The organism is Sphingobacterium anhuiense (assembly GCF_042686355.1).
GTDB classification, from domain to species: domain Bacteria; phylum Bacteroidota; class Bacteroidia; order Sphingobacteriales; family Sphingobacteriaceae; genus Sphingobacterium; species Sphingobacterium anhuiense.
Genome location: NZ_JBHUPE010000005.1, coordinates 246,636 through 259,421, shown reverse-complemented (window position 1 = coordinate 259,421; position 12,786 = coordinate 246,636). Strand labels below are relative to the sequence as shown.

The 12,786-nt window shown below is 38.6% G+C and carries 10 protein-coding genes; 2 read left to right on the top strand and 8 right to left on the bottom strand.

What is annotated here, in order from left to right:
- The first annotated feature begins 139 nt into the window (after positions 1-139).
- Positions 140-859: an outer membrane beta-barrel protein gene (locus tag ACFS6I_RS13185; protein ID WP_380921240.1), complete on the top strand. Its 720-nt coding sequence runs from the start codon at positions 140-142 to the stop codon at positions 857-859.
- Positions 860-955: 96 nt separating this feature from the next.
- On the opposite strand, the gene ACFS6I_RS13180 is transcribed toward ACFS6I_RS13185, so the two are convergent.
- From ACFS6I_RS13180 to ACFS6I_RS13170, 3 genes are all read right to left on the bottom strand, one after another.
- Entirely contained in the window at positions 956-1,621 is a 666-nt protein-coding gene (locus ACFS6I_RS13180) for a response regulator (protein WP_183911779.1), read from the bottom strand.
- A 14-nt stretch (positions 1,622-1,635) separates the two neighbouring features.
- Positions 1,636-3,321, bottom strand: coding sequence for an ATP-binding protein (locus ACFS6I_RS13175; RefSeq protein WP_380921237.1), 1,686 nt, complete (start codon positions 3,319-3,321; stop codon positions 1,636-1,638).
- Between the two features lie 115 nt (positions 3,322-3,436).
- The gene (locus ACFS6I_RS13170) at positions 3,437-3,568 is read right to left on the bottom strand and encodes a hypothetical protein (RefSeq protein ID WP_021188240.1); all 132 of its coding nucleotides are present in this window, start codon (positions 3,566-3,568) and stop codon (positions 3,437-3,439) included.
- 415 nt (positions 3,569-3,983) lie between these two features.
- Between ACFS6I_RS13170 and ACFS6I_RS13165 the strand changes: the two genes are divergently transcribed.
- On the top strand, positions 3,984-5,045 hold the full coding sequence (locus ACFS6I_RS13165) for a hypothetical protein (protein ID WP_380921235.1): 1,062 nt from the start codon (positions 3,984-3,986) through the stop codon (positions 5,043-5,045).
- 8 nt (positions 5,046-5,053) lie between these two features.
- Here ACFS6I_RS13165 and punC read toward each other — a convergent pair whose 3' ends face one another.
- From punC to ACFS6I_RS13140, 5 genes are all read right to left on the bottom strand, one after another.
- Complete coding sequence (punC, locus tag ACFS6I_RS13160) at positions 5,054-6,238, bottom strand: purine nucleoside transporter PunC (protein WP_380921233.1); 1,185 nt, start codon at positions 6,236-6,238, stop codon at positions 5,054-5,056.
- 206 nt (positions 6,239-6,444) lie between these two features.
- Positions 6,445-7,515, bottom strand: coding sequence for a hypothetical protein (locus tag ACFS6I_RS13155; protein ID WP_380921231.1), 1,071 nt, complete (start codon positions 7,513-7,515; stop codon positions 6,445-6,447).
- An 850-nt stretch (positions 7,516-8,365) separates the two neighbouring features.
- Entirely contained in the window at positions 8,366-9,934 is a 1,569-nt protein-coding gene (locus ACFS6I_RS13150; protein WP_380921229.1) for a M28 family peptidase, read from the bottom strand.
- A gap of 299 nt (positions 9,935-10,233) precedes the next feature.
- On the bottom strand, positions 10,234-12,051 hold the full coding sequence (locus ACFS6I_RS13145) for a hypothetical protein (protein ID WP_380921227.1): 1,818 nt from the start codon (positions 12,049-12,051) through the stop codon (positions 10,234-10,236).
- A gap of 543 nt (positions 12,052-12,594) precedes the next feature.
- Positions 12,595-12,780, bottom strand: a complete 186-nt coding sequence (locus ACFS6I_RS13140; RefSeq protein ID WP_380921225.1) for a hypothetical protein — start codon at positions 12,778-12,780, stop codon at positions 12,595-12,597.
- Positions 12,781-12,786 lie beyond the last annotated feature (6 nt).

The following is a 12,786-nucleotide window of genomic DNA, read 5'->3' as shown; positions in this document are numbered from 1 at the left end:
GATCTGTTATTCCTGTCAACATGAATGTACACGAAATAAATAATTCTTAATAAGGTTTATTGCCATGATTTACCTAAATTTAAACACAATATAAGGAGCAACTGTTTCTTTGTTATGAAATAATTTAAAAATTCCATTTATGTTGAAGAAAATCATTCTAGCAAGCTTATTCACATGCAGTATCCCGATTCTTGCATTTTCCCAATCACATGAATTGCGGATAGGTATTACTTCAGGTTCTTCCAATTTTACAGGAGCAGGAAGCGATTCTAGATCAAACCTGAACGGTTCTAGCCCACAGGACTATTATACCAACAATCCTTTTGGAGTAAAGTATGGCATAAACCTGGGCGGAGCGATCAACTACCGCTACGTATTTAGCAACAATTTCTTATTAGGTGTAGAAGGTGCATTTGAACGCTTGCAAACTAAAATATATCTTCAGAGCTCAGAAAACACGAACAACACCATAGGCATGACCAAGCTGAACCAACAGTTTTTAAATTTCAATCCTTTCATTGGCTATCGCTTTTCATTTGAACCTATTACTTTGGATATGCAACTGGGCGTTGATATCGCCAACACACTTCAGATCAAAGAAAAAGGAAGTATTGAAGACAACAAAGGCAATGAAACCGAATTTGAAAATGACAGAGGCAAGGATATCATGAAAATGGATCTTAGACCCCGCCTACAGTTCAACGTCAATTATGACCGTTATACGGTATTTGCCGGTTACGCCTGGGGTACTAAAAACTATAGAGGGGAGATGGATGGTGCATCCTCATCAGATGCTGCCCGTTTAAATGTCTTTCGTTTAGGGTTGCAGTTTCAACTCTTAAAACCTTCTTTACAATAACAAAAAATACGTGCTAAATAGACAGAAATTGGCTTTGTGAATATAAATTCAAAAGCCTTGTATAACCGGCTCGGAAATGATAAAATATCGGTTTATTTAAATTAAACCGATATCTTTTGAATAAGCAATAAGCTGTTCATTCTTCGAAAATTCTAGCACCTCTTTCATCAGGTTCAATCTTTTCTCAACACTGCTCAGTCCGGATGGCTTGATCTGTTGCTGCTGCAAATGATGTGGAATATCTTTCTGCAGTATTCCTTTTGCCAGTAGGGCGATGATATGAATATCGAGCGTAGTAAATTCATGTGAATTCTTTTCCCGGATAGATTGTTTAATTTCAGGGGACTGATAAAGTTTATCCTGATGTGCGGCCTGTAAAGCCTCTTTCAGGTATTGCGCATCGCGTCTTGCTTTACGCACATAACCATCGATGGCTCTGCTTTTAAACAGTTCATCAATAACAGCAGTCCGACTTTCCGCAGATAGCACAATAATTTTTAGTTGGGATTGGATCTCTTTAACTGCCTGAATAAGAGCCAGACCTCCCGATAAACGTTGCGGATTATGATCTTCTTCGAAAGTCAGATCGGTAATCAGCAGATCGTAGGGTTCACCGTCCCGCTGTGCATTTTTAACCCAGGTAAATGCATCATCACAATAATAGACATATTTTGCTGTCTGGATCCCCAGCTCCTGAAGTGTTTTCTGAACCGAAATATTGGCAATTTCATGATCTTCGGCTATAAGTACTTTTTTAAACATATAATAAGATCTTTTTAAAAAATAGGAATGGACACCTCAACCTTTAGCCCTTTCCCTGCATTATTGACAAAGGTAATCTTACCATCTAAATTAGAAATACGGTTTCCCGTACTGGTAAGACCATTACCGTTTACCTGCGATTCGGGCATCCCGACACCATTATCACTGTAAAAGATACGCAATAGACCAGGAGACCAGTCAAAACGGATCACCACATCGCTTGCTTGGCTATGCTTACGCATATTAACCATCAGCTCCTGCAGTACGTGATGGACTTCATGCTTAATATGTGCCGTAACCCCCTCCCATTGCTCTGCATCATTTCCAGCAATAATGACTTTTCTATTTTCGGTCACAAAAGATTTTAATAGTTCAGCAACTTGTTTTTGCCAATCTGGCTCCGCATCTGGAGTTATTTCGGTTTCGTAAGAAATATCACGGGATTTTTCATACATCATTTCCAGGCGATCCAGGATCCCATCTCGGTCAATATCTTCCCTGTTCTCAATTTCTGTCATAACACGGTAAAGGCCATTGGCTACCACATCATGAATCTTTCTCGAGATATTTAGTTGATTCGCTTTTATTTTACTTTGCGCCTCAAACTGCAAGCGTTCCTTACGTCTCTTATACCACAAGGTACCGCCCACAATAACCGTAACACACAACAAGGAAACGCAGAATGTCCAGATCCGCTGTTTAACAATATTATAGGCTTTTTCAGCATTGTCTTTCTGCAGGGTTAAGTTATCAGCCTTATTTTTCTCTACCTCATAGCGGATCATTGTAAACTGATTTTTTGCGACAAGACGTGTTTCCTGAATACTATCGTTTAGAACATTATAAATTTTAAAATAATATTTTGAAGAGTCACTTGGACTCAATTGAATTAATGTTTTCAGTGCTTTTATTTGATCGTCTGGACTAGCAATTTTTTTAGCAATATCATAACGTATTTTAGCATAAAACAGCGCGGAATCAGGTTTTCGATTTTCATAATATTCTGTTATATGCAGTAAACTAGAATTTTGCCCACGAAGATCATGCTCTTGTTGCCTAATTTTTAATGCTTTTTGGTAGTCATTTATTGCAGGGTAAGTTGGATCCTGCTTCCATTTCACTCTTGTCAGATTAGACAGCACACGCGCATACTCAGTTGCGTTTTTATGTGTACCACCAATGATACCATCATATATCTCACGAGCTTTTTTATAATCCTTATTATAGAGATAAGCATTCGCTAAATTATTACGATAGATCAGTGTATTTTGCGGATCGTCAGAATACTTAATTGCTAATTCATAGAAGAGAATAGCCTTTGGATAATCATAAAGTTCATCTGTAGAAAGTCCAAGAGCATTGAAATTCATACTCAGAAAACTATGATGTTCAGGATTATTTTCATCCAAAAAAGGAACAGCCTGCAGCGCTGTTTCCTGAGATCCAAAATAGTCCCCCTGCTCCTTTTGGGTAATCGCCATATTGATTAAACACTTGGCTACTTGCAGACTATCTCCTTTTTCCAAAAAGACCTGTTTTGCCGCATTAAAATAGAAGAAAGAACTATCTGCTTTCCCCATTTCGAGATACTCGAATGCCTTATCATAAGCCGGATTATCAATAGGAATTTCCTTTTGAATAACTGCTTGTTGACAGGAATAAAAAAAGACAATAAGTATGTATAAGCTAAAGCGTTTCAATAAGGAACTTATTTTGTTCGAATTTATCGAAATTTTACTGGAAAAACAACCAGACGCTTAAAAACAAAATAAGGCAACCTTCTGTTGCCTTATTTTAACTGATATTTATTTATCCTTATTTACCAGGACGAACAGGACCAGTATTTCCTTCATTGTCCACATCCTGCACAGAGGATAATGCTTGAGGGTGATTTGTATCTGTATTGGAAGGATTGCCAAATAAAAGTGCTAAAATGAAATACCACATTTTTCAAAAAATTAAAAGTCAAAAACCTGGTAGTCCCGCGGGCTTCATGCCCGGGGTTACTACAATGTTTTCAGAAGGCCTTCTGAATTTTTTGGGAAGTGTGTGAGCTTCAATCGCGGGAACCAATAACTGCTTCCCAAACCGGTTAAAAACGACCGCGATATCCACTCCTTATGAAATCTTTTCGTCGCTTTCCTAGAAAGAACTAGTCGATTGATCAACTGATTTCGAAATCAAAATTAGCGCAGATAAAAAGCTAAACATCAAAGGATTCCGACCTTTCCAATCTTTCCGTTATTATTCCAGAAATTCCATTAGAATTCCGAAAATTCCAGTTCAAAAAAGTGCGTAAAGAGTCTATTATTTTACGGAAAACCGTAAAATCGGGTACTAGGGTTACTTTAATTTTGGGACAATGTTTGAGTTTGAAGAATTTAAAAAAGAGGTGATAAGTAACTTTAGGGAGTTACTTTCCCAACATGAGTTAGATCTAAAACTTGAGAATCCCACACCTGGGAATCTAAGAGATTTGAGTTTAAAATTATTTGCAAATGGACTATCGAAAGAAGATACACAGGTATTTCAGGATTTCTTTAATCCTACCAAACGATATGATGATCTGGAGACCAGCATCCGTCGATTTCCGTTAGATAAACTGAAACCGCTTAAAAATTTTATAACGGCCAAAACCAGCAATCCCGACGAAAACATCGTCAAATTACTGGCCATACTCACACAGTTTGGCCCAAGACCATTCCATAAATGGCGGGAATTGCGCCATTTAAAAAAAAGAACACCTGAATTTTGCGATCCTGATCATAATGAGAAAGCGATCGTACCTGAAGCAAATACGACAGCAATTGATCAAGGGAGTCAAAAACAGGAAAATCACATAGCGGACGAGGAAATACTCGAAAATAAAGAGGCAGAAATAGCTTCTGCTGACGATTCGAGCGATGAGGAGGTTATCTTAAAAAATAAAGACAAAAAAAAAGAGCGGTTTTCCCGGGAGGAAACCCCCAGGGAAAAACCGCCCTCAAAAAGAACGTCTATGAAAGTTCATGTAACTTTCTCCAATTTTCAGTTGAAGCAACTGATTTATTTTATGGGTATGATCGCTGGTCTATTCTTCCTCTATGCTGTATCCCATTTCTTGATCGCAAAACAACGGATGTGCTTGATCGAAGTACAGTATGTTTCTGGAGATGATACAACGCAACAACCCTACTCAGAAATTATTACACTAGATCCTGATCATCCAAATTATATCAAAATAAAAACACATTCTGATACCTTAACAGAAAAAACAATCTACCCCGTACAGATCTCTAAAACAAACAATCCTGTTGAATTTTCAACTGCCCCAGACGCTTCAGCTTTACAGGATCTCAAATTATTAAAAGATCCCAATCATTATATCATACTGCTCTACCCGGGAGAATTTTCCGTCGGCGAAAGCATGAGGCGGGGACCGTAAAATGATCTTTATTTACCTTTTAAAGTCAACCTATAAGCGATTAACATAAATGGAATTGTCCCGACCATAACGATTGCCGTAGCCAATAGTGCATCTTTTGAAAAAACAGAAACGATAGCACTCGCTATAAAACAGATTCCAAGCTGAATTGCATTTTGCAAGCCCGCTGCTTTACCCAGATTATTTGGAAAAACACGTAGTGCTTGCGCAACTACAATCGGGTAACATGCACCGTTTGCTAATGCCATGCCGCAGAAAGGAATCAGTAATAACGTCAACGTAGGCGTCATCATGACACTCATAGCATATATCGCTAGAAGAGAAACGGAATATAAAATGAGTAAAACCGGCATCAGTTTTTTTGTCTCAATACGGTTTGCCAGCGCCCTATAGCCATATCCGCCCAGCATAAATGCAATGGTCTGCGGAACAAAGCTCAAACCGATCTGACTTTCGTCGTATCCCAGTTCTTTGAGAAAAAATGGAGAACCCGTTAACCAGGCAAAAAACGAACCCGAGCAGAACGCATAGAGCAATACATTTCCAACATACGCTTTAGATTTCAAAAGTGAAAAATAAGACTGTTTCGTTTTTTCACCTGTTTTTATATCATGCGGAGCATCCGACTTTTGTTTACGCATTAAAGTCAAGGTATACAGCATCAGGAGCACGGCTATACCAGCTAGGGTGATAAAGATGGATCTCCATCCAAAATGTTGCAACAGATAGACACCCAGCAAAGGAGCTAGAGCCGGAGATAAAGCCACCATCGGCATGATCGTCGCGAAAATTTTATTGGTCTGCGATGCCGGATAATATTCAACAACCAGAGCCTGCCAGCTTACCGCGGCGGCGCAGACACCTATCGCTTGTAGCAAACGTAAAACAAGTAACGAAAGAACATCGTTGGTAAAAAAGATACACAAAGAAGCCAGCGTAAACAATGTGAGTCCGATAAGGATGGTTTTCGGTTTTCCGATCTTATCGGCTATTGGCCCCCAGACCAGTTGCGCAAGAGCATACCCTGCTAAAAATAAACTTAAACTCGCGCTGATACTACTTTTATCTGTCGAAAGATCCAGACGCATCCTATCAAATGCCGGCAAATACATATCCGTTGCCAAAAAACCAATAATACTCAGTCCAACCAAGTAAATCAAAAACAAAAAACTATTCCTTTTCCTATCCAACATATCGTTTTCACTAAATTTCCGCAAAGGTAACAATTTTAATGGAACGCTTATCAGAAGATGCGCAATGTTTAATTTTGTAAAAAATTAAGCAATTAAAAAGACGAGTTCAATTCCGATTTGATATTTTCCTTCACCTTTTACTTAACCTGTGCAACTGCAACTGTGATGAAAAACAAATAGCAAACCAATCAGGCATGGGAGCAAACTCAGTCTTCAATACTTCCAACACGATCCTCTAGTCTACTTTCATCCAACTGTTCCAGATAGGCATCTTTCCAAAAGTTGTTATAATTTTTATATTTCATCCTGCGGCTTATCTGCAGTAAGAAATCCATTTTTTCACAATCAATAACAGCCTCCAGTCTTCTTTGCACCTGTTCACAAAGTGTCACGACTTCTACACGGATCTCTTTTTTAGGACGCTCGCTAACCTGTTCATTTATCTTTAAAATAACACGATAATCCGTCTTCTCTAGAACATACAACATGTTGACATAAGTGCTTTGATTGATCTTTATCACCCAAGGATTATTTAAAATGGTATCATCAAAATTAAGCAGTGCCCATTTTTCACCATTTGCAAAATAACCGAACATAACCGTTGCTGTTTTTTCAAATAAAACCAATTTCCAGAGCGGAATATCCTCGTTAAGAAGCCATTGCTGATTTTTATAATTCTCATAATAGTGATCAAGTAAAAATTTCTTCACCTTGGTCTCTTTCCACAATTCTAAATACCGATCTTTTTGCTGGTTCTTGCTAGTTTCAATTTGGGATGATGCTGATTGAAGTTGATCTTCCTGCTCAGGAAGATTTACTTCTTTCTTTTTAGAAGCTCGGAACAAAAATTCCTGCGGTTTAAAATACAAAAAAGTTGTATAGCATATTAAAGGAATAAAGAAGAACCAAAAGTCTGTATGAAAATAATCGCTTCTAAACAGTGAACCATGATTTCGCTGCAACAGTAAAAAATTCAAAATCAGGAGATGAATAAAGAGTACCGGAAAAGCGTTCAGAAAAACAAAAGATCGAAATTTACGATAATCCGCCAGTTGAGCAAACCATGGACAAGTATTTAGCAATCTAAAGGACAGTTTCTGAATAAAATACAAATAGCAATGCAGTAAGATAATGGTCGCGATCAAGACCTGTCGAAACAGCGGCTTTAGCATACGGGCCATTACATCATCCCAGGCAGTTCCCAGATTAATAAGCAACGAAAATAATATTATGCCAATAAGATAAAATACATACTTTTTTACATATACGTTAATCATATAGAAAGGTATAGATTAAATTGTAAACTTACAAAAGTAAAATCTTGTTTCAAATAATAAATAAAAATTCAACCTAACAAAACCGCAAATAATAGAAAAAACAATTCACTATAATAAAATAAATACACTATTTTCAATTAAAAGATTAACTTCCTTTAAATCGAAAATTTACTCAAAATAGATGAAAAAAACATACAATTTCTAAACTAATTATTTCAGAAGCTTAAAAATACAGATAAATATTGCAAACACGTAATAGATAGACCAGCTAAAAATCGAAAATTAAAAAAATCATCAGATCATCTCAGAGTTGCAAACTTTCGCAATGAATTCTTACAACTTACCTTAATGGAACAACAATTTCCGATATCGCAAGCTCGAAGCAAATTACTTTCTACTTTCGTTTCAAAAAAAAAATAGATTTAAAGAGTCCGAATATCGGGGTATTTTTACCGATAGATTCGAAGCTAAAAAGGATGATAAGAAAGAAAAAAGAGGATATGTGACCAAGAGCACAAAAAAATGTGATGAAAGTCATTTTTTAATCCGATAGAAGTTTTTATTTTAGCCAAGACCAATATATTGTAGCAAAAAAGCAATTCATGTCGTTTAACATAAAACCTTTAACATAAGCGCTATAGCGATAGATTTCATCACGATTATGCAAGATTTAAAACAAAAAGTGCTGTTAAGCCACCTGCACAACATGTTGCCGTTAACGGCAGGAAAACAGCATGCGAAGATTGAACGGAATCTACAGATCACGCGCATGCAACAAACCGTCAACGATCAAATCCTCGAGGTACCACTAGGAACAACCGAGACAGGACGTGCTTGGCTGGGGCAGTGGCTACTTTTCTTCTTTTTTGTCAACTACCGGCTTTGTCGCAGCATTTGCCAGTTCCCAGGCCGTGTAAAAAATAAGTTGCGAACGTTTGCACAGCAGTTCAAAATCGATCTTTTCAATTTCATCGCTGGGTTTGTGGTAATCGCCATGAAAACCTCCAAAATAGAACGTCACCGGAATTCCATGCTTGGCAAAATTATAATGATCAGACCGATAATACAATTGAAAAGGATCACTTCGCACATTATAGCGTTCATCCAGTTCCAGTTTGTTATAGCTGGTATTTGTCTCTTTCACGATCCGATTCAGGTCAGAGCTTAACCGGTCAGCACCGATGATATACATATAATTTTTATCCGGATGCGGTAAAGTATCGGTACGGCCTATCATATCCACATTGAGGTTGGCAATCGTCTTATCCAGAGGCATCACCGGATGGCCGACATACCAGGTCGACCCCAACAAGCCCTTTTCTTCGCCTGTCGTGGCCATAAACAAAATACTGCGTTTAGGTCCTTTTCCTGCTTTAACTGCCTGCATAAATGCATCTGCCAGCATTAACATCCCTGTTGTCCCCGATCCATTATCGTCCGCACCATTGTTAATACTATCCCCTTTCACATAAGGATTTATACCCAAGTGATCGTAATGTGCACTCAGCAATAGCACCTCATCTTTCAGCACGGGATCCGAGCCAGCAATATAGCCCAGTACATTGGCGGGATGAACAGTCTCCAATGCCCGCAAAGCCTGCGCTGAAAAATGCGTTTTAAAAACAAAAGGATAGGGCTTGTTTGTTTCAGTAAGTTTTTTGCGCAGAGCAGCAAGATCTGTACCCGCATCTTTTAAAAGCGCATCTGCTACCTTTTTACCCAGATAGATGATCGGCATCCCCTGCGCCATCTTTTCCAGCGAGGCCAGTTCCGGAGATCCTTCCAGCATCATCGGATTGCCAGAGAGATGCAAGAGCAGTCCATCCGATTTATTATCCACTACGGGTTCTACCAAGAGTACCGCTTTGGCTTTATGAAAGGACAGGTAGCTGATCTTCTGCTGAAAAGAAAATGCAGCATCCCGAGGTCCCGACCCCAGCAGCATGACCACTTTACCTTCCACGGTATGATCCTGAAAATCATTATAAGGCTGCATGCCCTCGTCAATAACTCCGTATCCGGCAAAGAGGATGCTGTCCGTCTGCATGTCGTATCCCGAAAGTGAAATGGAAGCGGGCATATTAAAAAAATCGATCACCGGTTTAAAAGAACCACCGTTTACTTTTAGCGATTCTGATAGCGGAACCCGCTTTGCATTTATCGCTTGCATATAAGCTCCGTTAACGGCACCTTTCAACCCTATTTTTTGGTAATAAGCGGCAATATATTGTGCTGCTTTATCGCCCCAGAGCGTTCCCGCTTCACGGCCTTTCCATTCATCCGAAGCCAGTATAGTGAGATGCGATCTCGCATTGTTGCTATTTATCGTTTTGGCATACAACTGAGCATCTTTATTTTGGGCATCTACCGTACATGCTAACAGTAAAAAAAGAATAAGCAATAAGAATCTACTTTTCATAAAATTATGGGTACAAGGATATCATCGATAAAGGTATAGATCATGCTTTTACAGCAACTCTACCGAAATAAGGTTCCGAAACCCGAAGACTTCCCTAATCCTTAAAATAAAAAGATTAAGATTTATTTTAAGGATTAGGGTCAGTCCCTATTTTACATAGGGACCATCAAGTAGCAATACTTCATTTTGACAAGCAATTTTACACGACAAGAGCAATCCAATTGAAGAAAGTGATCCCATCACGGAATAAAAATTGGAGAGCTTTTAAAGGTCACTAACAGTTTACTTTCCAATTCATTTCACTTAGCGATAATCATTGATTTAGCGATCCCCAGCACAATTTCTTTCGTAGCACATGCTTCCATTCCCTTTACAATAATCAAAAGTGATTCCGTGATATTTTGATACGTTTCCTTTTCACTGTAGGCCTGTTGATCGATCGCTTGTATCCTAGCTGAAGATTGCTCATAAATGTGGATCAAACGAAATAGACGATCCTTTTCCAGCATCGAAATTTGTTTTTGAAGTTCTTTACTGCGGTCCTCCAATGCCACTATCCAGTAACGTATTTTATCCTCATCCTGCATCTTAACATAATTTTCATCATGAGAAAAGTACTCGATTTCTATCAAGAGCATCTGTATCGGATCATTGATATCATAAGCATGGTCCAGGATACGTATAATATCGCTTTTTTTGATTTCCCCTTCATCAGTAATCGTGAACTCATCCGACAGCTGATTCATCAGCATATGATAGAGTTCGATAAGTGCTTGCGGTTTATCATTTTCATCCCTTCCCATAAAATTAGAAAAGGAACGAAAGCCACCCAATTGATCCTGCAGGTGTTCACAAAAAACAGCTGTACTTTCTTTTGTATCGCCCCATTCGGACACATCAATATTAAGTTGCGCCCCAATGATCTCCATCATACTTTCAAATTCAATGATCTCCGGCTTTGGAAAATAAGGTTTTTTACTCCATTTCGTATACAAATCCACCTGTTCCGGTTTCGCTGCGCGCAATTCAAAAGATTGATCACTGACGCAGACAATTGCGTCTTTCAAGATGTTCATTTCGCGATCATCAAACAAGAATTTTCCCGTCTGTGCATCCAGAGCTAGCGCCATGCTAAAGTATGCCTCAGCCAGCAGTTCACCTGAATCTTCCATAATCAGCAAATAGCCCTCTTTCAGGTTTTTGAGAAGCTTTTTATTTTTTAAATAATCGCATTTCAGTTCATTGAATTCAAATCTTGCCACATCAAATTTACGGACAAGTTCTTCTTTACCATATTCCTTCAAATTATCCAAAAGATAATCCTGGTAAGGTGTAAATAGATCATCACCTTCGTACTCATCCTCTTCGTCGTCATCATCAAATTGAAATAAGCTTTCATCAAAGTGAGACCAATCCAAATGCTCTTCCCTTTTCACAGCATCCGAAGCCCGAGGTTCAACGGGGAGTACAATACCCATGCTCTGTAATAGCAAACACTCGCACAAATGTTGAAACCGTTGGGTACTTACTTCAAAACGTTGAAGTTCATCCAGCATTTCGGCTGCAAATAGATGAATTGACAAATCAGGGTTTCTGACGAACAGATCAAGATGTCCATTCTGGGCAGTTTTGACCTCCATAGCCAGTTCGCGTAAGACGGGGTATTTGTTGGCCAATTCGAGAAAGAGATCCGGCCGCATAAACAGATCGATATGACTGGTATAACCCGGAGACAACTCGTACACGATTGTCTCATTGCTCTGCCAGGTTAATCTGATTTCACCTCTGCTCCAGCGGTTCCATTCATCCGATTGCTCAAATTTTGCGTATTGCTCGTTATCCTGCTGGATATGAAACATAACCACCGGTTCTTCCGGAATCGAATACAACGGGGTTCCACCGTCTCCTATACATAAAGAATAGCGCAGGGTTGCATCATCACCATAATAAAATTGATTATTGACACCCCCACCATCTGTGACAAACTCCACTAGTTTATGCTTAACACCAGAACGATCATTATAAAAATCTTTTTCCAGGCGAACTGAAGCGCGATCCGGAGAATCTGTTAGTGAAACATGTAGGTTTGATTTCTTATCTTTAGCGATCTGGTTCATATTTATAAGAGTTTAAAAACAAGCGTAAGGGAAAGCAATTGACATTAGCATACCGGTACCTTTCCCATTACCTTCTGGCAAATAGCTGGTGTACCAACATAAAGCAAGTATCCTTCATTTCAATAATTTGGTTTATACGTGTCCGGAAGCCGATCAGCAGCTATTTTAATGTAATCCCGTCTTGATTGTTATAAAATAGCATAATGACCAAATCAATCTTTAAACAAAGATTTCTTTCACATGAACACGGCAATCACGATAAAATTAATTATTTACTTTCAATAATCAAGTTCTTATTGTTTTTTAAAGAAAAATTTTGTGAAAAATACCCGCTGAAGGCTTAAAGATCATCGCCTACTTCTTTGGCTTGGGGCAAGCTTAGACCTGATTATACCGATCCTAATTCGTCAAATCTTTTTGTTAAGCGGTTGACAATAAAAGTGTCGCAAATGTGCTAACGCGCGGTTGAATATCTTTTATACCTTAGTCATAGTTCAAATGGATAAAATAGATAATCGTTCGGTAATGAAAGATTCCGCCCGTTTAATTAAACCAGCCATGATTCCCCAGCTCCGCAACAGCTGGGGAGTTTTTTTGATAAAAAAATAAGATGACAATGACTATGACAAGTAAGCGATACAATCTAAAAGTTACCGTTTTCCCCGTAGTCGGGTCAGCTACCCAGAAGTCCACAATAACAATAAAATCTTCCATAAAACCATCACTCATCTCCCC

What these genes read in the sequence shown, in the direction of transcription:
- ACFS6I_RS13185 (WP_380921240.1), top strand. Translation starts at nt 140, where the DNA reads ATGTTGAAGAAAATCATTCTAGCAAGCTTATTCACATGCAGTATCCCG.
- ACFS6I_RS13165 (WP_380921235.1), top strand. Translation starts at nt 3,984, where the DNA reads ATGTTTGAGTTTGAAGAATTTAAAAAAGAGGTGATAAGTAACTTTAGG.
- ACFS6I_RS13155 (WP_380921231.1), bottom strand. Translation starts at nt 7,515, where the DNA reads ATGATTAACGTATATGTAAAAAAGTATGTATTTTATCTTATTGGCATA.
- ACFS6I_RS13180 (WP_183911779.1), bottom strand. Translation starts at nt 1,621, where the DNA reads ATGTTTAAAAAAGTACTTATAGCCGAAGATCATGAAATTGCCAATATT.
- ACFS6I_RS13170 (WP_021188240.1), bottom strand. Translation starts at nt 3,568, where the DNA reads ATGTGGTATTTCATTTTAGCACTTTTATTTGGCAATCCTTCCAATACA.
- punC (WP_380921233.1), bottom strand. Translation starts at nt 6,238, where the DNA reads ATGTTGGATAGGAAAAGGAATAGTTTTTTGTTTTTGATTTACTTGGTT.
- ACFS6I_RS13150 (WP_380921229.1), bottom strand. Translation starts at nt 9,934, where the DNA reads ATGAAAAGTAGATTCTTATTGCTTATTCTTTTTTTACTGTTAGCATGT.
- ACFS6I_RS13140 (WP_380921225.1), bottom strand. Translation starts at nt 12,780, where the DNA reads ATGAGTGATGGTTTTATGGAAGATTTTATTGTTATTGTGGACTTCTGG.
- ACFS6I_RS13145 (WP_380921227.1), bottom strand. Translation starts at nt 12,051, where the DNA reads ATGAACCAGATCGCTAAAGATAAGAAATCAAACCTACATGTTTCACTA.